General features: G+C 70.8%; 21 protein-coding genes. 20 read left to right on the forward strand and 1 reads right to left on the reverse strand.

Annotated features, from left to right (window positions below; translation table 11 throughout):
* The 8 genes from lepB (CIK81_RS14165) to CIK81_RS14200 all read left to right on the forward strand — a co-directional run bounded on the left by lepB (CIK81_RS14165) (position 1) and on the right by CIK81_RS14200 (position 7,032).
* Positions 1-579: a signal peptidase I gene (gene lepB / locus CIK81_RS14165; protein ID WP_114355829.1), complete on the forward strand. Its 579-nt coding sequence runs from the start codon at positions 1-3 to the stop codon at positions 577-579.
* 30 nt (positions 580-609) lie between these two features.
* Positions 610-1,383 (forward strand): signal peptidase I, encoded by a 774-nt coding sequence (lepB, locus tag CIK81_RS14170; RefSeq protein WP_114355830.1) that lies wholly within the window; start codon positions 610-612, stop codon positions 1,381-1,383.
* Positions 1,380-2,198 (forward strand): ribonuclease HII, encoded by an 819-nt coding sequence (locus CIK81_RS14175; RefSeq protein ID WP_096197331.1) that lies wholly within the window; start codon positions 1,380-1,382, stop codon positions 2,196-2,198. The genes lepB (CIK81_RS14170) and CIK81_RS14175 overlap by 4 nt, the downstream gene beginning before the upstream one ends.
* Entirely contained in the window at positions 2,195-2,497 is a 303-nt protein-coding gene (locus CIK81_RS14180; RefSeq protein WP_096164037.1) for a DUF2469 domain-containing protein, read from the forward strand. The genes CIK81_RS14175 and CIK81_RS14180 overlap by 4 nt, the downstream gene beginning before the upstream one ends.
* A 188-nt stretch (positions 2,498-2,685) precedes the next feature.
* A complete protein-coding gene (locus tag CIK81_RS14185; protein ID WP_096197332.1) occupies positions 2,686-3,219 on the forward strand; it encodes a YraN family protein in 534 nt (177 codons plus the stop codon).
* Positions 3,220-3,221: 2 nt separating this feature from the next.
* Positions 3,222-4,760, forward strand: a complete 1,539-nt coding sequence (locus CIK81_RS14190; protein ID WP_096197333.1) for a YifB family Mg chelatase-like AAA ATPase — start codon at positions 3,222-3,224, stop codon at positions 4,758-4,760.
* Positions 4,757-6,040: a DNA-processing protein DprA gene (gene dprA, locus CIK81_RS14195; RefSeq protein WP_114355831.1), complete on the forward strand. Its 1,284-nt coding sequence runs from the start codon at positions 4,757-4,759 to the stop codon at positions 6,038-6,040. The genes CIK81_RS14190 and dprA overlap by 4 nt, the downstream gene beginning before the upstream one ends.
* A 38-nt stretch (positions 6,041-6,078) precedes the next feature.
* Positions 6,079-7,032 carry a tyrosine recombinase XerC gene (locus tag CIK81_RS14200; RefSeq protein ID WP_096164041.1) on the forward strand — a complete coding sequence of 318 codons (954 nt, stop codon included), beginning with the start codon at positions 6,079-6,081 and terminating at the stop codon, positions 7,030-7,032.
* An 83-nt stretch (positions 7,033-7,115) separates the two neighbouring features.
* On the opposite strand, the gene CIK81_RS14205 is transcribed toward CIK81_RS14200, so the two are convergent.
* Positions 7,116-7,889 carry a murein hydrolase activator EnvC gene (locus CIK81_RS14205; protein WP_096164042.1) on the reverse strand — a complete coding sequence of 258 codons (774 nt, stop codon included), beginning with the start codon at positions 7,887-7,889 and terminating at the stop codon, positions 7,116-7,118.
* A 407-nt stretch (positions 7,890-8,296) separates the two neighbouring features.
* Here CIK81_RS14205 and rpsB point away from each other — a divergent pair, with 407 nt between their 5' ends.
* The 12 genes from rpsB to CIK81_RS14270 all read left to right on the forward strand — a co-directional run bounded on the left by rpsB (position 8,297) and on the right by CIK81_RS14270 (position 20,122).
* Positions 8,297-9,229 carry a 30S ribosomal protein S2 gene (gene rpsB, locus CIK81_RS14210; protein WP_096164043.1) on the forward strand — a complete coding sequence of 311 codons (933 nt, stop codon included), beginning with the start codon at positions 8,297-8,299 and terminating at the stop codon, positions 9,227-9,229.
* Between the two features lie 105 nt (positions 9,230-9,334).
* Positions 9,335-10,168 carry a translation elongation factor Ts gene (gene tsf, locus CIK81_RS14215; protein ID WP_096164044.1) on the forward strand — a complete coding sequence of 278 codons (834 nt, stop codon included), beginning with the start codon at positions 9,335-9,337 and terminating at the stop codon, positions 10,166-10,168.
* 135 nt (positions 10,169-10,303) lie between these two features.
* Positions 10,304-11,059, forward strand: a complete 756-nt coding sequence (gene pyrH / locus CIK81_RS14220) for a UMP kinase (protein WP_096164045.1) — start codon at positions 10,304-10,306, stop codon at positions 11,057-11,059.
* A 195-nt stretch (positions 11,060-11,254) separates the two neighbouring features.
* Entirely contained in the window at positions 11,255-11,821 is a 567-nt protein-coding gene (gene frr / locus CIK81_RS14225) for a ribosome recycling factor (RefSeq protein WP_096164248.1), read from the forward strand.
* A gap of 54 nt (positions 11,822-11,875) precedes the next feature.
* On the forward strand, positions 11,876-12,751 hold the full coding sequence (locus CIK81_RS14230) for a phosphatidate cytidylyltransferase (RefSeq protein ID WP_241964188.1): 876 nt from the start codon (positions 11,876-11,878) through the stop codon (positions 12,749-12,751).
* Complete coding sequence (gene rlmN / locus CIK81_RS14235) at positions 12,748-14,031, forward strand: 23S rRNA (adenine(2503)-C(2))-methyltransferase RlmN (protein WP_096164047.1); 1,284 nt, start codon at positions 12,748-12,750, stop codon at positions 14,029-14,031. Before CIK81_RS14230 ends, rlmN begins: the two co-directional genes overlap by 4 nt.
* 91 nt (positions 14,032-14,122) lie before the next feature.
* Complete coding sequence (locus tag CIK81_RS14240) at positions 14,123-14,671, forward strand: DivIVA domain-containing protein (protein WP_096164048.1); 549 nt, start codon at positions 14,123-14,125, stop codon at positions 14,669-14,671.
* Positions 14,668-15,876, forward strand: a complete 1,209-nt coding sequence (dxr, locus tag CIK81_RS14245) for a 1-deoxy-D-xylulose-5-phosphate reductoisomerase (protein ID WP_096164049.1) — start codon at positions 14,668-14,670, stop codon at positions 15,874-15,876. Before CIK81_RS14240 ends, dxr begins: the two co-directional genes overlap by 4 nt.
* Positions 15,873-17,222 (forward strand): RIP metalloprotease, encoded by a 1,350-nt coding sequence (locus tag CIK81_RS14250; protein ID WP_096164050.1) that lies wholly within the window; start codon positions 15,873-15,875, stop codon positions 17,220-17,222. The genes dxr and CIK81_RS14250 overlap by 4 nt, the downstream gene beginning before the upstream one ends.
* A 226-nt stretch (positions 17,223-17,448) precedes the next feature.
* Positions 17,449-18,612 carry a flavodoxin-dependent (E)-4-hydroxy-3-methylbut-2-enyl-diphosphate synthase gene (ispG, locus tag CIK81_RS14260; RefSeq protein ID WP_096164051.1) on the forward strand — a complete coding sequence of 388 codons (1,164 nt, stop codon included), beginning with the start codon at positions 17,449-17,451 and terminating at the stop codon, positions 18,610-18,612.
* 6 nt (positions 18,613-18,618) lie between these two features.
* On the forward strand, positions 18,619-19,461 hold the full coding sequence (locus CIK81_RS14265) for a DUF4081 domain-containing GNAT family N-acetyltransferase (RefSeq protein WP_096164052.1): 843 nt from the start codon (positions 18,619-18,621) through the stop codon (positions 19,459-19,461).
* Positions 19,462-19,495: 34 nt separating this feature from the next.
* Positions 19,496-20,122, forward strand: a complete 627-nt coding sequence (locus CIK81_RS14270) for an AAA family ATPase (RefSeq protein WP_114306921.1) — start codon at positions 19,496-19,498, stop codon at positions 20,120-20,122.
* The last annotated feature ends 35 nt before the right edge of the window (positions 20,123-20,157 follow it).

Consider the following 20,157-nt stretch of genomic DNA (forward strand, 5'->3'; position numbering starts at 1 on the left):
ATGATCCGCGATTCCGCGTCTGGACGGCGGCGGCCCCACTCCGTGGTGGCCGCCGCCGTCTGCGTCGTGCTGCTGCTGGTGGCCGCGGTCGCACTGCGGCACTTCGTGGCCCAGCCGTTCCGCGTCCCGTCGGCCTCGATGGAACCGGTGCTCGCGCCCGGCGACGTGATCCTCGCCGATCGCTCCGAGCACGGCACGGCCCACCGTGGCGCGATCGTCGTCTTCGACGGCTCCGGCTATTTCGCACCGTCCGCGGCCGACGGCGACCGGTACTGGGTCAAGCGGGTCATCGGCGTGGGCGGCGATCACGTGCAGTGCTGCACGAGCGCGGGGGAGCTCACCGTGAACGGCGATCCGCTCGAGGAGCCGTATCTGCCCGAGGGCACGGTGCCCAGTGAGATCGACTTCGATCTGGTGGTGCCCGAGGGCCGCATGTTCGTCCTCGGCGACAACCGCGGCGACTCCACCGATTCCCGGCATCTGCTCGGCGCTCCGGGAGGCGGGATGATCCCCGTGGAGCGCGTGGTGGGGGAGGTCGACCGACGCGTGTGGCCACTGCCTCGCGCCGGTGCGCTCTGACACGCAGGTTCGCCAGATAGTATCCAAGCGATGAACGCGTCCGAGGAAACCCGCAGTGCTGTGCCCGATCCGGAGGGTGCCGCACCCGGCGAGGACCCCTCGACCAGGTCCCGCGGAGGCGCGGGCACTCGCCGCGGAGCACGGATGCCGCTCTGGCTAGACACGCTGGTGACCATGGCGGTCGCCCTGGTCATCGCCGTGCTCGTGAAGACCTTCCTGATCCAGCCCTTCTACATCCCCTCGGCATCGATGAACCCGACCCTGGTCGAGAACGACAAGATCCTGGTGTCGAAGCTGACGCCCGGAGTGTTCGATCTGCACCGTGGCGACGTGATCGTCTTCGAGGACCCCGACGACTGGATCGGCGGCGAGACGACCACGGAGTCCACGCCGCGGATGCGCCTGATGGCCGTGCTCAGCACCGTCGGCCTGGCACCCGACCCAGCCCAGGACCACCTGGTCAAGCGCCTGATCGGTCTCCCCGGTGATCACGTGGTGTGCCCAGAGCGGGGCGCGTCGCTCGAGGTGAACGGTGTGGAGCTCGACGAGCCCTACATCAATCAGGCCACCGCGGCCTGCCAGGTCGCCTTCGACGTCACCGTGCCCGAGGGCAATGTCTGGGTGATGGGCGATAACCGCTTCGCCTCCGCGGACTCCGCGTACCACGAGGACCAGGGCGAGAGCGCCTTCGTGCCCGAGGATGACATCACCGGCAAGGCCCAGGTCATCTTCTGGCCGATCGGCCGTTGGGACGGCCTCGGCGACGGACAGGACACCTTCGTCGACGTCCCCGATCACCCGTGAGCATCGTCGCCCCCACCCTCGACGCCGAGCTCTCCCTGGCCGCACGGTGCGGGCCCGGGCGCCGGGTCGTGGTGGGCATCGATGAGGTGGGGCGCGGCGCCCTCGCCGGACCGGTCGCCATGGGAGCCTGCGCGATCGAGGTCGTCGACGGGCGCGTCGCGGCCCTGCCCGAGGGCGTGCGCGACTCCAAGAAGCTCTCTGCGCTGCGTCGCGCGGCGCTCGTAGACCCGATCCTCGACACAGCTCATGCCGGCTCCGTGGGCTGGGCCAGCGCCGCAGAGATCGACGAGATCGGCATCGTCCCCGCACTGACCCGTGCCGCCCTGAGAGCGCTCGAGGCGCTCGAGGTGGAGATCGATGCCATCCTGCTCGACGGCAACGTCGACGTGCTCTCGGCCGAGCTCGGCTCGGCGGAGCGGCCCGCTCCACTGGTCGAGCTGCGGGTCGCGGCGGACCGCGACTGCGCGAGCGTATCGGCGGCGAGCATCCTCGCGAAGGTCGCCCGTGATGCGTACATGGTCGAGCTCGACGCCCTGGCCCCGGAGTACTCGTGGGCACAGAACAAGGGGTACGGCGCCGCCGTGCACCGGGAGGCGATCGACCGCCACGGGACCCACGAGCACCACCGTCGCAGCTGGCGCCTGGGCTCTGGTGCCGGGACCGTCCCGAAGCGCTCCTCGCCCCAGGCGCCCGCGCCGGTCGCGAACCCGACGCCCGCGCCCGCGCCGGCACCGGACCCGCTCCCGACGCTCAGCCATGCTGGCGTACTGTGGGGCGACCAGTGGGAACCCCAGCCGAAGGAGGAGCGTCGGTGAGCGCGCAGGATCTCGAGAACTACGAATCCGACCTCGAACTCCAGCTGTTCCGCGAGTATCGCGACGTGGTCAGCCTCTTCACCTACGTGATCGAGACGGAGCGTCGTTTCTACCTCGCCAACCAGGTCGACCTGCAGGTGCGCTCCGGCGGCGGGGAGGTCTTCTACGAGCTCCGCCTGGCCGACGTCTGGGTCTGGGACATCTACCGCTCCAACCGCTTCGTGCGCTCGGTGCGCGTGGTGACGTTCAAGGACGTCAACATCGAGGAGCTCAACAAGCAGGACATCTCCCTGCCCTGATCGGGCCATCCCGCCGCAGTGCGGGCTGCGCGAGCGTGCGCGAGTCGCCGCCGGCGGGATGCTGCGGGCGCGCAGGGAGCTGCTGAGGGCCGCCCGACGGCCCGCGACCTTTCCTCCACACAGGGTGCCTGTCCCCAGGATCCTGTCCGACGCGCTCGTGAGAGGGCCGGCGGGCCACGCTGGCTCGCATGAACACCCTCACCTCCGCACCTCAGCCCTCCGCTCCACGGCAAGGTCCCAGTTGGCAGGGTCCCACACCGCACGCTTCCCGCCAGGAGGGCTCCCGCGGAGCCGCGCGGGTGATCGGCGCCGCCGCTGAACCGCCCCTGCAGGGCCCCGCCGCTCCGCCCCGTCGCCGACGGGTCGCGGAGATGACCACCTCGGAGCTCGGCAGCGCGGGGGAGGACCTCGCCGCCGAGCATCTGGTCGCCTGCGGCTGGCAGATCATCGAACGCAACCTGCGCCTGAGCCAGGGTGAGCTCGACATCGTCGCGCTCGCGCACACCACCCTCGTCTTCGTCGAGGTCAAGACACGTCGCACCTTCGTCGCCGGCGTCCCGCAGGCGGCAGTGACGCCGTCGAAGCTGCGCAGGCTGCGGCGCCTGGCGGGCGAGTACCTCATGGAGCGCTCCACACCCCACCGGGACGTGCGGATCGACGTGGTCGCCGTCCACGCCCACCTCGACGGCACCTTCTCCCTCGAGCACCTCGAAGCGGTCTGAGCATGGGGCACGCACGGACGCTGTCCATCAGTCTCACCGGGCTCGAGGGGACGCTGGTCGAGGTGGAGGCGGACGTCTCCGCAGGGCTGCCTGCCTTCTCCCTCGTCGGCCTTCCCGATCCGTCGATGCTGCAGGCGCGAGATCGGGTCCGCGCGGCGGCCGCCCGCAGCGGGCTCCGCCTGGCCCCGCGCCGGATCACCGTCAACATGACCCCGGCCTGGAGGCCCAAGCACGGGTCAGGCTTCGACCTCGCGATCGCGGTGGCGATCCTGGATGCCCAGGGCGAACTGCCCGCGCATGTCCCCGGGGACACCGTGCTGCTGGGAGAGCTGGGTCTGGACGGCAGGGTGCGGCCCATCCCGGGCGTGCTCCCCGCCCTGCTCGCCGCCCGGTCCCTGGGGATCACCCGCGCGATCGTGCCCGAGCAGAACCTGCAGGAGGCACGGCTGGTGCACGGCCTGGAGGTCGACGCCGCCGCCGACCTGACCGGCCTGCTGCATCGCTTCGGAGCGGACGTGCCTCCCTCCCCGGTGCGCCAGGCGCTCGACCTCGCCCCGGGTGCTCCTGATCCCGCGCAGAGCGAGGTCGAGCGGCGCGGAGACTTCGCCGACGTGATCGGGCAGGCACAGGCTCGGCGTGCCGCTGAGGTCGCCGCGGCCGGCGGGCATCATCTTCTCCTCACCGGGCCTCCCGGCGCGGGCAAGACCATGATCGCCTCCCGGATCCCGGGCATCCTGCCCCCGCTCGACGTCCATGACTCGCTGACCGTCGCGGCGATCCACTCGCTCGCCGGCGGCGTCGACGCCCGCGCCGGGCTGCCCCGAACCGCCCCGTTCGAGAGCCCTCACCACACCGCGACCACCGCCGCGATGGTCGGGGGAGGGACCGGGACCGCACGTCCCGGTGCGATCTCCCGAGCCCATGCCGGCGTGCTCTTCCTCGATGAGGCGCCCGAGTTCCCCGCCCGGGTGCTCGAGGCCCTTCGCGAACCGCTGGAGACCGGGGACATCACCCTGCACCGAGCGCGCACCGTCACCCGATACCCGGCGCGCTTCCAACTGGTGCTCGCCGCGAACCCGTGCCCGTGCGGGAACGGCTCGGGCAAGGGGGAGTCGTGCACCTGCACGCCGATGCAGAAACGGCGCTACTCCGCCCGGCTCTCCGGACCGGTGCTGGACCGCGTGGACATCCGGGTCAGGGTGGGCCCCGTCGACATCCATCGCGCTGAGGACGGCGACACCAGCGACACGATCGCCGAGCGGGTGCGCATCGCCCGAGAGCGGCAGCAGGACCGCTACGAGGGGTTGCCCTGGAGCACGAACTCCCACGTGCCCGGACCGGAACTGCGACGCGCGTACGCTCCGGCCGCGTCCGATCTGCGACTGCTGGATCATGCCGTCGCCCAGGGCCGGCTGACCCTGCGCGGCCATGACCGGGTGCTGCGACTGGCCTGGACCCTCGCCGACCTCGACGGGTCACCCCGACCCGGTGCCGAGCACATCGGCCTGGCACTCACCCTGCGCGAAGGAGATCTTCGATGACCATTCCTCCCGATCCGAAGCACCCTGGGCGGCCCGCTCGGCCGGAGCGCACGGGCCCTGCCTCCGCGTCGCCGAGCGACCAGCTCACCGACGCACCCGACGAGGACCGCCGGGCCCGCATCACCTGGTCGCTGATCGCCGAGCCGGGCGACTCCGTCGCGCTCATGGCTCGCAGCGTCTGCGGCCCCGCTGAGGCCCTGTCGCTGGCCCGCGAGGGCACCGACAGCGACCTGCTCTCCCGGCTGGGCGGCACGCTCCCCGCGGACGCCGCCGCCCCGAGCCCCGGCACACAGACCCTTCGCGCCCGTCGCGCACTGGGGCGGTGGCGCGCGCGGCTGGCCAGCGTCGACGTCGAGGCGGTGCTGGAAGAGGCAGGGCGCCGACGGATCCGCATCATCACCCCGGCTGATGGCGAATGGCCGATGCCCCTGGACGACCTCCAGGCGACCGCACCCCACTGCCTGTGGCTCCAGGGCCCTGGGACGCTGGGCACGCTGGTCGCCGACCGATCCATAGCCCTCGTCGGCTCGCGGGCCTCGACCCCGTACGGTGAGGACGCCGCAGGAAGCTTCGGTGCGGACGTCGCCGTACGCGGTGGAACGGTGGTCTCCGGCGGGGCCTACGGGATCGATGCCGCGGCCCACCGTGGCGCACTCGCCGTCCCGGACGGCGCGACGATCGCCGTGCTCGCCGGAGGGCTGGACCGCCTGTACCCGCGCGGGAACACCGAGCTGCTCGAACGCATCCGGGAACGGCATCTGCTGGTGAGCGAGGCCCCTCCGGGGACTGCCCCCACCCGATGGAGATTCCTGGCCCGGAACCGACTGATCGCGGCACTGTCCCAGGCAGTGGTCGTGGTGGAGGCTTCCTGGCGGTCCGGGGCGCTGTCGACCGCCCGTCTGGCCGATGAGCTCTCCCGACCGGTCGGCGCCGTGCCGGGTCCGATCGGCTCAGCGGCCAGCGCGGGCTGCCACCGGCTGATCCGCGAGCGAGGAGCCGTGCTCATCACCGAGCCAGCGGACATCCTGGATCTGCTCCCGGGTGGGCCCGCGTCGGGCGAGAGCGGATATGCCGTGCAGGACGAGCTGGACCTGCTGAGCCCCGCAGATCGGCGGGTGCTGGACGCCGTGCCGCCGCGCTCGAGCCTGTCCAGAGCCCGGATCGCGGCAGAGATCGGCTTCGACCCGGCCGAGGTCGAGGCGGCGCTGGCGCGGCTCTGCCTGCTCGGCCTCGTGGAGATGACCGGAGAGCTCGCGCGGCGCGCCCGCAGCGCCCGGTGAATCGGCTGTCTCCCGTCCCGGTGCGGGAGACTGGGGGAATGAACCGCGATCCGGGGACCACCGACGAACAGCTGGTCGATGACTTCTGCGCCCATCTCCGCCTGGGCAGGAGCCGTTCGGAGCACACCGTCCGCGCCTATTCCCGCGAAGCCGCGAACCTGCTCGCCCACCTGAGGGAGGTCGAACGGATCCCGGTGGAGGAGCTCGACGTCGCGGCGCTGCGCTCCTGGCTCGCAGCACGCTCGGAGACCGGGGCCGGGGCGAGCACTCTCGCCCGCTCCGCGGCTGCGGCGCGTACTTTCACGACCTGGCTGGCGAGCACCGGGCGCATCCCGCATGACGTGGGCGGGAGGCTTCGGGCCCCGCGCCGCGGCCGCCATCTCCCGGCCGTGCTCTCCGGACAGCAGGCTGCGCAGCTCCTGGACGGGACGCCCTCTCAGGGGCCTGCGCCGGAGCTCGATCCCGTGCAGCGCGCGGTGCTCCTGCGCGACTCCGCCGTGCTCGAGCTGCTCTACTCGTCCGGGCTGCGCGTCTCCGAGCTGGTCGCCCTGGACCTGCACGGGATCGATCGCGCGCAGTCGACAGTGCGGGTGCGGGGCAAGGGGGACAAGGAGCGCATCGTCCCCGTGGGCGTGCCGGCGCTGGAAGCGATCGAGCGTTGGGAGCAGGAGGGCAGGCCGGTCCTCGCCGCCTCCGGGACGACAGCAGCGGGTGCGCGGGCACTGTTCCTCGGAGTGCGGGGCGGCCGCCTCGGCGACCGCGCCGTGCGCACCCTGCTGGACAAGCACGCGGCGGAGGCGGGCATCGCCAAGCACATCTCCCCGCACACGCTCCGCCACAGCGCCGCCACCCACCTCGTCGAGGGCGGTGCCGACCTGCGCAGCATCCAGGACTTCCTGGGGCACTCGTCCCTCGCCACCACCCAGATCTACACGCACGTCAGCGCCGACCGCCTGCGCCGCACCGTCGACCAGGCGCACCCACGGGCCTGAACCGCTCCCGGAGGCGCCCGTCCACGCTCGAGAGACGAGCCGCGAGGCGTACAGGGCGCGACAAGCGCCAGGGAAGTCAGTGGTCAGGCGAGCAGCGCCGGCCGGGGTTCCGACGACACAGCGGGCCGCGGCGCACCAGATCCTGGCCGCGAACGCGAGTGACCCGAGGCTGCGGTCCGAGGTCGCTCCACCGGGGGCACCGGGTCTGAGCTCCCGGAGTGCACCGGCTCAGTACGTGCGGCCGACGTTCCGAGCCCGTCTGGGACCGCGCTCCCGGTCCGATCGCTCGCGTCACCGTCGGTCCATGGCAGGAGCACGCTCGGGCCGCGCTCGCCGAGGAGCAGCAGCGGATCGAGATACTCCTGCCCGCGACGGGCCCCGAGATGCAGGCACAGCACCTCCGTGCAGTGGGACCCCGTGGCGGACTCGGGGGCGATGGTGCCCAGCACGTCGCCGGCATCCACCTCCTGCCCCTGCTGCACGGACGCCTGCACCGGCTCGTAGGTGGAGATCAGACCGTCTGCGTGGAGCACCGAGACCACACCGCGCCCGGCGACCGCACCGGCGAAGCGCACGGTGCCGGCCTCCACCGCCCGGACCTCGGCGCCCGGCCCGTCGACCGCGATGTCGATGCCCCGATGGCCCGCACCGTAGGGCTGGTCGGGCGCATCGAACACCTCCACCACCTCGTGCGGCGCGGGTATCGGCCACTGCCAGCGCGGGCTCGGCGCGGAGCGGGCGGGCGCACAGATCGCGACGCCCAGCACCACGCACAGCACGCACAGCACCGCGCGCACCACGCGACGGAGGGACGCAGGAGCGGGGCGCGGCCGGCCCGCAGCAGGAGGTGGAGTCATGCCCCGCATCCTCGCGAATGCGGCACTCGTCGGCCCGGTCCGGACGCGCACTGTGGACAGCCGCCCGGTGGGGAGGAGAGCAGGCATCGGGCGTCGCGGTGAGCAGCCCTGCCGAGCGCCCGGCGTGACGCATCCCGCGCACGAGCGAGGTGGGGCGTCCGATAGACTGTTCGCAGCATCCGGTCCGTCCGGATGACTTCGCGTGCCCATCAGGGCTCGTCGACCAACGGTCCCCGGCGACCTCGCACCTCGTGCGCAGGAGCGGTCGGGGTGGTCGGCGACCCGGGCACCAGGCCCGTCACCGCCCGGTGCCGGGGAACAACCGAGAATGCAGGTCCTGCGCGACGACCACGGACGCCCACGGGCGAGTCGTGCGAGCCCAGGCCTAGGAAACAGAGGACATCATCATGGCAGTTGTCACCATGCGCCAGCTCCTGGACAGCGGCGTCCACTTCGGGCACCAGACCCGTCGGTGGAACCCGAAGGTCCGTCGCTTCATCTTCACCGAGCGCAACGGCATCTACATCGTCGACCTCATGCAGACCCTGTCGTACATCGACAAGGCCTATGACTTCGTGAAGCAGACCGTCTCCCACGGCGGCACCATCCTGTTCGTGGGCACCAAGAAGCAGGCTCAGGAGTCCATCCAGGAGCAGGCCACCCGCGTGGGCATGCCCTACGTGAACCAGCGTTGGCTGGGCGGCATGCTCACCAACCTCCAGACGGTCTCCCAGCGCGTGAACCGCCTCAAGGAGCTCGAGCAGATCGACTTCGACGATGTGGCCTCCTCCGGCCGCACGAAGAAGGAGCTGCTGATGATGCGCCGCGAGAAGGACAAGCTGGAGAAGACCCTGGGCGGTATCCGCGACATGGGCAAGGCTCCCTCCGCCGTCTGGATCGTGGACACCAACAAGGAGCACCTGGCCGTCGACGAGGCGCAGAAGCTCAGCATCCCGGTCGTCGCGATCCTGGACACCAACTGCGACCCCGACGAGGTCACCTACCCGATCCCCGGCAACGACGACGCGATCCGCTCCGTCACGCTGCTGACCCGGGTCATCGCGGACGCAGTGGCCGCCGGCCTGCAGGAGCGTCACGCCAAGGCAGCCGGCGGGGAGAAGAACGTCTCCGCCGTCGCCGCGGAGCCGCTGGCCGAGTGGGAGCAGGAGCTGCTCAAGCAGTCCGAGGTCCAGCAGCAGGATGCGCCGGCCGAGGAGTCCGTGGCCGCCGCCGAGGAGACCTCCACCGAGACGGCCTCCTCCGAGGAGACCGCCGCTGCGGAGAAGCCCGCCGAGGAGACCTCGACCGAGGCGCCCACCGAGGCCCCCGCCGCCGAGTGACCATCGCGGGCCCGGGGACGCCATCGGCGTCCCCGGGCCCCTCCACGGGCGGCGATCCCAGCCGCTCCGCACCTCACGTCACCATCTCCCACAAGGAAGAGGAACATGGCCAACTACACGGCAGCAGACATCAAGGAGATCCGCGAGATCACCGGCGCGGGCATGCTCGACGTCAAGAAGGCTCTCGACGAGGCCGACGGCGACAAGGCGAAGGCCGTCGAGGTCATCCGCGTCAAGGGGCTGAAGGGCATCGCCAAGCGCGAGGGCCGCACGGCCTCCGAGGGCCTCATCGCGGTCGACATCCGCGACAACGAGGGCTCTGAGGGCGGCCAGACCGGAACCCTCGTGGAGATCAACTCCGAGACCGACTTCGTGGCCAAGAACGACAAGTTCGTCGCCCTGGGCGACGAGGCCGTGGCCGCGGCCGTCGAGTCCGGCGCCTCCGAGCCCGAGGAGCTCGCCGCCACCGCGTTCGGCGAGGCCCTCACGAACGCCGGCGCGACCATGGGTGAGAAGATCCTGGTCCGTCGCATCGGCCGCGTCTCCGGCGAGGCCGTCAACTCGTACATGCACCGCACGAACAAGGATCTGCCCCCGCAGGTCGGCGTTCTCGTCGCCACCGACAAGGCCGGCGCCGAGGTCGCGCGCGATGTGGCGATGCACATCGCCGCGTTCACCCCGACGTACCTCACCCGTGACGAGGTCCCCGCGGACGTCGTCGAGAACGAGCGTCGTATCGCCGAGGAGACCGCGACGAACGAGGGCAAGCCCGAGAAGGCCATCCCGAAGATCGTCGAGGGGCGCCTCAACGGGTTCTACAAGGAGAACGTGCTGCTGGACCAGGCATTCGCCAAGGATCCGAAGCAGTCGGTCGGCAAGGTCGTCGAAGCGGTCGGTGGCACCGTCACCGGTTTCGTCCGCTTCCGCGTCGGCAGCTGAGAGACCCCGGGGCAGGGCCGAAGGGCCCCGCAACCGACGGCCGCGCGTGAGCGTGGCCACCGCCCCGCGGCCCCGCACCATCGGTGCGGGGCCGCGCCGGTATCATCGCCGAGGACCCAGCGCGGAAGGACCGACATGACCCAGACGTTCACGTCACCGATACCTGTTCTCCCTCAGAGAGAGGACGGACGTCGAGTCCTCCTGAAGCTCTCCGGAGAGGCCTTCGGCGGAGGCGCCGTCGGCGTCGACCCCGATGTGGTCTCCCGCGTCGCGGGAGAGATCGCCGAGGGGGTGGCTCAGGGCGTCGAGTGCGCGATCGTGGTCGGCGGAGGGAACTTCTTCCGCGGCGCGGAGCTCTCCCAGCGCGGCATGGACCGACGCCGGGCCGACTACATGGGCATGCTCGGCACCGTGATGAACTGCCTCGCCCTGCAGGACTTCCTCGAGCAGCGCGGCGTCTCCACGCGTGTGCAGACCGCCATCGAGATGGGTCAGGTCGCCGAACCGTACATCCCGCTGCGGGCCGTGCGGCACCTCGAGAAGGGCCGCGTCGTGATCTTCGGGGCCGGGGCCGGAATGCCCTACTTCTCGACCGACACCGTCGCCGTCCAGCGCGCGCTGGAGATCGGCTGCGAAGAGGTGCTCATGGGCAAGAACGGTGTGGACGGGGTGTACGACGCAGATCCGCGCACCAACCCGGATGCCGTGAAGCTCGAGCACCTGACCTACAACGATGCCCTGCAGCGCGGACTCAAGGTCGTCGACTCCACCGCCTTCAGCCTGTGCATGGACAACGCGCAGCAGATGATGGTCTTCGGGCTCGACGCGCCCGGCAACATCACCCGGGCCATGCGGGGCGACCGGATCGGCACCGTCGTCACCCACGACTGACGGACTGCGGTGGGGAGCTCCTGGACTCGCAGGACTCCCCGCCCTGCCGTCCGGCGCCCCCGGTCGGCGCGATGCGACAGCCGACGCAGCGACCCGTCCAGCGGCGCGGCGCGCCCGCCATCGGCCCGATCGGCCCCCCCGCATCGACGATGCGGGACAATGGACACCAACATCCCCCAGAACCGAGGAGCAGTCGTGAGCGACGACACCGCCAGCATCCTGAAGGACGCCAAGGCCAAGATGGCCAAGACCCTCGACGTCACCAAGGACGAGTTCACCTCCATCCGCACCGGCCGCGCGACCGCCGCGATGTTCCAGGGCATCACGGTCGAGTACTACGGGGCCCCGACGCCGCTGAACCAGCTCGCGTCGCTGCAGTTCCCCGAGGCACGCACCGTGATCGTCACGCCCTACGACAAGTCCGCCATGTCGGGCGTCGAGACCGCGCTGCGCGACTCCGACCTGGGCGTGAACCCCACGAACAACGGCGACAACCTGCGCGTGGTGCTCCCGGCACTGACCGAGGAGCGTCGCAAGGACTACGTGAAGCTCGCCAAGAACAAGGCCGAGGACGGCCGTGTGGCAGTGCGCGGATCCCGCGGCAACGCGAAGAAGGCGATCGAGAAGCTCGTCAAGGACAAGGAGATCGGTGAGGACGAGGGCACTCGCGCCGAGAAGGAGCTCGAGTCCCTGACCAAGAAGTTCAACGACCAGATCGACGAGGCGCTGGCCCTCAAGGAAACCGAGCTCGAGACCATCTGAGGTCTCGGACATCGACCCGGCACCCCCGTGAGCATAGATCCGGATCCCGCTCCCGTGACCGCCCCGACCTCGGTCGGGGCGGTCACGGGCGAGGGCGAACCGGTGCGCGGACGCGCCAAACGTCGGGGTCCGGGACGAAATCTCCCCGCCGCGATCGCGGTCGGCGTGGCCCTCGGCGGCGTCTTCCTCGCCGCCCTGTTCCTCGTCCCGCAGGCGTTCCCGGCACTGGTGGCGATCGTGATCGTGCTCGCGGTGCTCGAGCTGACCCGTGCGCTCGCCCACGGCGGACTGCGGGTCCCCGCGGTGCCGCTGCTGGTCGGCGTGATCGGCATGGCCGTCTCCACGGTCGTGTTCGACGTCGAGGGTCTGCTGATCTCCACCGCGGTCGCCGTCTGCGTGCTCATCCTGTGGCGGGTCTCGGAATCGATGGGCCTGACCGCCCTGCGAGACGTCGCCGGAGCAGTCTTCTGCCTGGCCTGGGTCGCGTTCCTGGGCAGCTTCACGCTGCTGCTGTTCGGGATGGAGCAGGGCCCGCTGCTGGTGCTGCTGGCCGTGCTCGGCCCCGTGGGCAACGATCTCGGCGGATACATCGCCGGAGTGCTGTTCGGCTCCCACCCGATGGCCCCGAGCATCAGCCCCAAGAAGAGCTGGGAGGGCTTCGCCGGTTCGATGGTCCTCGGCGTGGGCTCGGTGACTGCCCTCGCCGTGCTCGCGCTGGGCCTCCCGTGGTGGTCCGGTGTGGTGCTCGGCGTCGTGCTCGTGGTCGTCTCCACCTGCGGCGACCTCTCCGAGTCGCTGCTGAAGCGGGACCTCGGGATCAAGGACATGGGGCACCTGCTGCCCGGACACGGGGGCGTGCTGGACCGGGTGGACTCCATCCTTCTCGCCGCACCCACCACCTACATCATGCTGGAGGTCCTGCTGCCATGAACAGCACACCCGAACGACCAGGGAACACGGCCGACAAGGCCGCCGCCTCCCTCCCCGATCTCTCGCGCGAGGCCGTCCCAGGGCAGAAGATCGCCCTCGCCCCGGGGCAGCTGCAGCTGCGCCCCGCCCGCCGTGGCAAGGCCCCGGCTCATCTGGCGGACCTGACGCTCGAGGAGCGCATCGAGGCGGTCAAGGAGCTGGGCCTGCCGGGCTTCCGCGCCAAGCAGCTCTCCGTGCACTACTTCGAGCACTACACCACCGATCCCGAGGACCTCACGGACCTCCCCAAGGACGGCCGCGACGAGCTCGTCGCACGATTCTTCCCGCAGCTGCTCACCGAGGTGTCACGGGAGTCCGCCGACCACGGCGCGACCCAGAAGTTCCTGTGGAAGCTGTTCGACGGATCGATGGTCGAGTCGGTGCTGATGCGCTACAGCGACCGGGTCACGCTGTGCATCTCCTCCGAGGCCGGCTGCGGCATGAACTGCCCCTTCTGCGCCACCGGCCAGATGGGCCTGACCCGCAACCTCTCCGCCGCGGAGATCCTCGAGCAGGTGCGCATCGCCAACAAGATGCTCGCCCGCGGCGAGCTCCCCGGTGGCACCGGCCGCGTCTCGAACATCGTGTTCATGGGCATGGGGGAGCCGTTGGCGAACTACCGGCCCGTGGCCACCGTGTGCCGGCGACTGAACGCCCCGGCCCCGGAGGGCTTCGGCGTGGGTGCCCGCCACATCACCGTCTCCACCGTCGGTCTGGCTCCCGCGGTGCGCAAGCTGACCGCGGAGAAGATCCCGGTGACACTCGCCGTCTCCCTGCACGCTCCGGACGACGAGCTGCGCAACGAACTGGTGCCCATCAACACCCGCTTCGACATCGACGAGATCCTCGACGCCGCCTTTGAGTACTTCCAGGCCACGGGCCGTCGCGTGAGCATCGAGTACGCCCTGATCCGGGATATCAACGATCAGGCCCATCGCGCCCAGCTGCTCGCGGAGCGCCTCATCGCCAAGGGCGGCGCGCACTGGGTGCACGTCAACCCGATCCCGCTGAACCCGGTCAAGGGCTCGAAGTGGACCGCCTCGGATCCGTTCGTGGAGAAGCAGTTCGTCGAGACTCTGCGCGACAACGGGATCTCGGCCACGATCCGCGACACCCGCGGCTCGGACATCGACGGTGCCTGCGGCCAGCTCGCCGCAGAGGTCATCGAGACCGATGAGCACCGCGAGGACCGCGAGGCGCGCATCGCGCGCGTCGAGGCCGTCGCCGCGTCGGGGAGCTGAAGCACGGCTGAATACGTCCGTCCACGTCCCTGATCAACACGGCCCACGCCGCTACAGTGGGACACCGACAGCACCGAGGAAGGATCCACTGGTGAGCACATCGTTCGAGCGCGTCTCTCGCGTCAGCGTCGGATACGACATGCGTGAGGTCGACGAGTTCCTCGCCCGCGCCCGCACCGCCTACGAGGGGCGTGATCCCTCGTTCAGCGGAGCGGACATCACCTCGGCGAGCTTCGGCACCGAGCGCGGCGGGTACGACATGCGTGTCGTCGACGAGGCGCTGGATCGTCTCTCCGACGCCTTCGCCCTGCAGTCCCGCGACGACGCGATCGCGGAGAAGGGCGAGGAGGCCTGGGTCGCGCAGCTCACCGAGCGCGCCGAGACCCTGAAGGAGCGCCTGGAGCGGCCCGCCGGGGATCGTTTCGCGCCCGCCGCCCAGGGGGAGCCGGCCTATGACAAGGCCGATGTGGACTCCCTGTGCGACCAGCTCGTCGCCTACTTCACCGATGGCCTGCCGATGAGCGTGGACGATGTGCGGCGTGCGGCCTTCCGTCGTCGCCGCGGCACCGAGGGCTATCGCGAGGCCGTCGTGGACGTCTACCTCGACCATGTCGCGGACGTGATGGCTTCCGTGCCGTGACCGGCACCCCGGATGCTCGTCGGCTGGTGCTGCTGGGATCCACCGGATCCATCGGCACCCAGACCCTCGAGGTCCTGGACCGTTTCCCCGGCGTCGCCCGTCTGCACGGTCTCGCCGTGGGCGGTGCGCGCCCCGGGCTCGTCGCCGAGCAGGTGCTCCGGCATCGCCCGGAGCGTGTCGTGGTCTCCGAGCCGGACAACGCCGCCGCCGTCGAGCAGGCCGTGGCGCGGGCCTGTCGTGCCGACGGTCTCACCGCCCCACGCCTCGATGCCGGTGCCTCCGCGGTCGTGGACCTCGCGGGCTCCCTCGGCGAGCAGGACGTCGTGCTCAACGCGATCACCGGTTCCGTGGGCCTGCTGCCCACTCTCGCAGCCCTCGCCAGCGGCGCCCGCCTGGCGCTCGCGAACAAGGAATCCCTCGTCGTCGGCGGCCATCTCGTGACCGACGCCGCGGCACCCGGCCAGATCCTCCCGGTCGATTCCGAGCACACCGCGATCGCCCAGGCCCTCGCTGGGGTCCGGCCGGATCAGGTCGACCATCTGGTGGTGACCGCGTCCGGAGGGCCGTTCCGCGGACGCAGCCGCGGGGATCTCGCGACCGTCACGCCGCAGCAGGCTCTCGCGCACCCCACGTGGGCGATGGGCCCCGTGATCACCACCAATTCGGCGACGCTGGTCAACAAGGCGCTCGAGGTCGTCGAGGCCTGCTTCCTGTTCGATCTGCCCGAGGACCGCGTCGACGTGGTCGTCCACCCGCAGTCCATCGTCCATTCCATGGCGACCCTCGTGGACGGCTCCACCATCGCGCAGGCGAGCCCGCCGGACATGCGTCACGCCATCGGCTGGGCGCTCGCGCATCCGGAGAAGCTGACCGGCCTGGCCGCGTCCCTGGACTTCACCGCCGCCCACCCCTGGACCTTCGAACCGGTCGACGAGCGGACCTTCACCGCGATCGCACTCGCCCGCGCCGCGCACCGTGAGGGCGGGGGAGCGATGGCCGCCTACAACGCTGCGAACGAGGAGGCCGTCGACGCCTTCTTCGCCGGCGACCTCAGCTTCCTGGGCATCACCGAGCTGATCGCCGCAGTGCTCGAGCATCCCGGGCGGCCTCGCGCCGAAGCGGCCGACGGGGTGGACGGCGTGCTCGGGGTGGAGGCCTGGGCTCGCACCGCGGCCCGCGAGCAGATCAGCGGTGCGGTGGGATGAGCGCGCTGCTGTTCGTGCTCGGCGTACTCCTGGTCGCCCTCGGGATCGCGGTCTCGATCGCCCTGCACGAGGTGGGCCATCTCGTGCCCGCCAAGCTCTTCGGGGTGCGTGTCACCCAGTACATGATCGGCTTCGGGCCGACGATCCTGTCCCGCACCCGGGGCGAGACCGAGTACGGCCTCAAAGCGATCCCGCTGGGCGGCTACATCCGCATGATCGGGATGTTCCCACCTCACCGGGGAGAGCCCGCGGGAACGATCCGTGAGGACTCCACCGGCTTCCTCCAGCAGATGTCGCGGATGTCCGAGGACGCCAAGGAGTTCGAGACCTCGCAGTACGACCCGGAGGACGCGCACCGCACCTTCGTCTCCCTGTCGGTGCCCAAGAAGCTCGTGGTGATGCTCGGCGGCCCCATCATGAACCTGCTCATCTCGGTGGTGCTGATGACCGTGATGGTCAGCGGCATCGGCATGCCCGCCGTGACCCCCACGGTGCAGTCGGTCTCGAAGTGCGTGCTCCCCGCGGACGCCCCGGAGGGGACCAGCTGCGAGGGCGAGCAGGAGGCCCCTGCGCTGGCCGCGGGCATCCGGCCCGGGGACGTGCTCGAGCAGATCGACGGGCACGAGATCGACACCTGGTCGGACGTCACCTCCGCGGTGCGCGCGAGCGGCGACCGGCCGGTGCAGGTCGTCGTCGATCGCGAGGGCGAGACGCTCCACCTCGAAGCGACGCCGATCGTCGATGCGCGCCCGGTGCTCGACGAGGACGGCTCCGCCGTCTACGCCGACGACGGCAGTCTGGCCACCGAGCAGGTGGGCTTCCTGGGCGTGGCCGGCACCCCGGATCTCGTGCCGCAGTCTCCGGCGCTCGTGCCCGAGATGGCGTGGACGACGTTCACCCGGACCGGGCAGATCATCCTGACCCTGCCGGTGCGCCTGTACGAGGTGGGCCAGGCGGCGTTCGGCAGCGCCGAGCGCGACCCCAACGGCCCGCTCGGCGTGGTCGGGGTGTCGCGGCTCGCCGGAGAGGTCGCCTCAGCGGATCAGCCCGGCTTCGAGGTGCGCGAGAAGGCGGCCACCCTGGTCTCCATGCTGGCCTCGCTGAACATGGCCCTGTTCGTGTTCAACCTGGTGCCCCTGCTCCCGCTGGACGGCGGCCACGTGCTGGGCGCGCTGATCGAGGGTGCGCGGCGGATGATCGCGCGCCTGCGCGGCCGGCCGGACCCGGGGCCGGTGGACATGTCACGGATGCTCCCGGTGACCAACGCCGTCGCGCTCCTGTTCCTGGTGATGACAGCGCTGCTGATCTACGCCGACATCGTCAAACCCATCACTCTGTTCCCCTGAGGTCTCTGAGGTCTCTGAGGTCTCTGAGGTCTCTGAGGTCTCTGAGGTCTCTGAGGTCTCTGAGGCGCCTTCGTTCCTGCGTTCCTCGCGGCCGCTGCCTTGCGCGACGTCGCCTCCCGCAACCGGTCGGTCAGGCGCTGTGGGTCGCGCCACGGAGGGAGTGCAGGGACGGTGGAGGTGTCGCGACCGGAGCCCCAGCCCTCCGCAGCACGGTCATAATAGGGGCGTGACTTCAGTGAGCCTCGGCATCCCCTCCGTCAAGACGCCGCCCCCGGTCCTCGCACCGCGGCGGGCGACCCGCAAGGTCAAGCTCGGCGCGCTCCACGTCGGCGGCGACGCACCGATCACCGTGCAGTCGATGACGACCACGCCGACGCACGACATCAACGCGACCCTCCAGCAGATCGCCGAGCTGACGGCCGCCGGCTGCGACATCGTGCGTGTGGCCTGCCCGCGCCAGGAAGATGCCGACGCCCTTCCCGCGATCGCGGCGAAATCCCCGATCCCGGTGATCGCCGACATCCACTTCCAGCCGAAGTACGTCTTCGCTGCCATCGAGGCGGGCTGCGCCGGCGTACGGGTGAACCCCGGGAACATCCGTCGTTTCGATGATCAGGTCAAGGACATCGCCCAGGCCGCCAAGGACCACGGCACCGCGCTGCGCATCGGCGTGAACGCGGGCAGCATCGACCAGCGCATGATGACGGGCGACCGGGTCACCCCGGAGGCGCTCGTGGCCTCCGCGAAGTGGGAGGCGTCCCTGTTCGAGGAGCACGACTTCCACGAGTTCGGCATCTCCGTGAAGCACAACGACCCGGTGATCATGGTCGACGCCTATCGGCAGCTCTCCGAGGAGGGCGACTGGCCCCTGCACCTCGGCGTCACCGAGGCGGGCCCCGCCTTCCAGGGCACGATCAAGTCCTCCGTCGCCTTCGGGATCCTGCTGGGCGAGGGCATCGGCGACACCATCCGCGTGTCGCTGTCGGCCCCGCCGGTCGAGGAGGTCAAGGTGGGCATCCAGATCCTCCAGTCGTTGAACCTCAAGCCCCGCAAGCTCGATATCGTCTCGTGCCCGTCCTGCGGCCGGGCCCAGGTGGACGTCTACACGCTGGCCGACGAGGTGACCGAGGGGCTCAAGCATCTCGAGGTCCCGCTGCGCGTCGCGGTCATGGGCTGCGTCGTCAACGGACCGGGCGAGGCCCGCGAGGCCGATCTCGGAGTGGCCTCCGGAAACGGAAAGGGACAGATCTTCGTCAAGGGCGAGGTCATCAAGACGGTTCCCGAAGCGGACATCGTCGAGACCCTGCTGGCCGAGGCGAATCGTATCGCCGCCGAGATGGACGACGAGAGCGCCGCATCACCGGGCGCACCGTCGATCTCCGTGGGCTGATCGCTCATGTTCCGGCGCGCAGGGCGGGTCAGAGCGGTCCGGTCGAGCGGCCTCGACGCTGCGCTCGCCCACGCCCTGACCGAACCGATCACCAATGCTCTCGCCGGCGCCCGGCTGCGGGAAGTGGGCCGCACGGTGTCGGTCGGACAGGAGTTCTCCGTCGCGGGCGACGAGAACCGGCCCGACGGGCTGCTGTGGCACGGAGTCAACCTCTCCCCGATATCGGCGACCGGTCTCGCGCTGGACGAGTTCGGTCGGTACGTCGCCGCTCGCAGCCGACGCTGCAGTTCCGTGGTGGGCGAGCGGGCAGCGGTGGAGAAGCTGTGGGGTTCGCTGTCGGATCAGTGGGGCCCCGCCGTGCGCGAATACCGCTGGAGCCAGCCGCTGCTGGTGGCGGAGGGGGACGCGGCCGTCGGCCCGTCGGGCCTGCGCGCCGCGCTGCCGGGCGAGGAGGCCGCGGTCTTTCCTGCAGCCGTCGCCATGTTCCGCGAGGAGGTGGGTGTCGATCCGCTTCTCGGGGACGGCGGACGCTCCTACCGAGCTCGCGTGGACGGCCTGATCCACTACGGCCGCACCTATGTGGTCATCGAGGACGGCGAGGTGCTGTTCAAAGCGGACGTCGGTGCCCTGTTCGGCCCCGTGGCCCAGATCCACGGGGTGTGGGTGCGGCCGGACCAGCGCGGTCGAGGCCTGGGCCGCACGGCGATGGCGGACCTGGTGCGCCAGGTGCGTCGGGACCACGCCCCGCAGGTCACCCTGTACGTGAACGACTTCAACGAGCCGGCCCGCCGTGCTTATGCCGCCGCGGGCTTCCGCCAGGTCGGCGAGCTCAGCACGATCCTGTTCTGAGCCCGCTGTCCGGAGTCGTCCCTAGGATGAGGACATGAGCAGCGCCTCCAGAGACACGGTCCCCGCAGACGCCGCAGATGCGGCAGACTTCGCCCGGCGTGCCGGTGCCGAGAGCTCTCCGCGGCTCTTCATCCTCGTGGGGCCGCCTGCTGTGGGCAAGCTGAGCGTCGCCCGCGCGCTCGAGCGGCTCAGCGGCGCGATCGTCGTGGACAACCATCTGGTGAACAACGCGGTCTTCGTCCCGATGGGGATGAATCGCGGAGCAGGGCCCGCCCTCTCCAATACCGACGCGCTGCGAGCCCGAGTGATGGATGTCGTCCTCGAGGCGACCCGCGCCGCCCCGCCCGGCATCAGCCATGTGTTCACCAACTGGCTGACCGACGCGCCCGAGAACGCAGCGCACGTCGATCGGCTGCGAGACCTCGCGCGTGACCGCAACGTGCGGTTCGTGCCCGTGTGGCTGACCGCCTCGCGGGAGTCCCTGCTCGCACGGGTCGGCTCCCCGGACCGCGCCGACCGGTCCAAGCTCGTGGATCCCGAGGTGCTGCGCGGGGTGCTCGAGATGCCGACCCTGCCGGCCCCTGCGGATGCGATCACACTCGATCTCAGCGTCACCGGCCCCGAGGAGACCGCGTTGAGAATCCTCAAGGCGACGCGCTGAGCTCGCCTGGTTGAGGGCTGGTCCCGGCACCGGCA

This window comes from Brachybacterium sp. JB7 (genome assembly GCF_003335205.1).
Classification (GTDB): Bacteria; Actinomycetota; Actinomycetes; order Actinomycetales; family Dermabacteraceae; genus Brachybacterium; species Brachybacterium alimentarium.

Bases quoted from the DNA above. Each gene is read 5' to 3' on its own strand.
- lepB (WP_114355829.1), top strand. From the start codon at position 1: ATGATCCGCGATTCCGCGTCTGGACGGCGGCGGCCCCACTCCGTGGTG.
- lepB (WP_114355830.1), top strand. From the start codon at position 610: ATGAACGCGTCCGAGGAAACCCGCAGTGCTGTGCCCGATCCGGAGGGT.
- CIK81_RS14185 (WP_096197332.1), top strand. From the start codon at position 2,686: ATGAACACCCTCACCTCCGCACCTCAGCCCTCCGCTCCACGGCAAGGT.
- CIK81_RS14190 (WP_096197333.1), top strand. From the start codon at position 3,222: ATGGGGCACGCACGGACGCTGTCCATCAGTCTCACCGGGCTCGAGGGG.
- dprA (WP_114355831.1), top strand. From the start codon at position 4,757: ATGACCATTCCTCCCGATCCGAAGCACCCTGGGCGGCCCGCTCGGCCG.
- CIK81_RS14200 (WP_096164041.1), top strand. From the start codon at position 6,079: ATGAACCGCGATCCGGGGACCACCGACGAACAGCTGGTCGATGACTTC.
- CIK81_RS14205 (WP_096164042.1), bottom strand. From the start codon at position 7,889: ATGACTCCACCTCCTGCTGCGGGCCGGCCGCGCCCCGCTCCTGCGTCC.
- rpsB (WP_096164043.1), top strand. From the start codon at position 8,297: ATGGCAGTTGTCACCATGCGCCAGCTCCTGGACAGCGGCGTCCACTTC.
- tsf (WP_096164044.1), top strand. From the start codon at position 9,335: ATGGCCAACTACACGGCAGCAGACATCAAGGAGATCCGCGAGATCACC.
- pyrH (WP_096164045.1), top strand. From the start codon at position 10,304: ATGACCCAGACGTTCACGTCACCGATACCTGTTCTCCCTCAGAGAGAG.
- rlmN (WP_096164047.1), top strand. From the start codon at position 12,748: ATGAACAGCACACCCGAACGACCAGGGAACACGGCCGACAAGGCCGCC.
- CIK81_RS14250 (WP_096164050.1), top strand. From the start codon at position 15,873: ATGAGCGCGCTGCTGTTCGTGCTCGGCGTACTCCTGGTCGCCCTCGGG.
- CIK81_RS14265 (WP_096164052.1), top strand. From the start codon at position 18,619: ATGTTCCGGCGCGCAGGGCGGGTCAGAGCGGTCCGGTCGAGCGGCCTC.
- CIK81_RS14270 (WP_114306921.1), top strand. From the start codon at position 19,496: ATGAGCAGCGCCTCCAGAGACACGGTCCCCGCAGACGCCGCAGATGCG.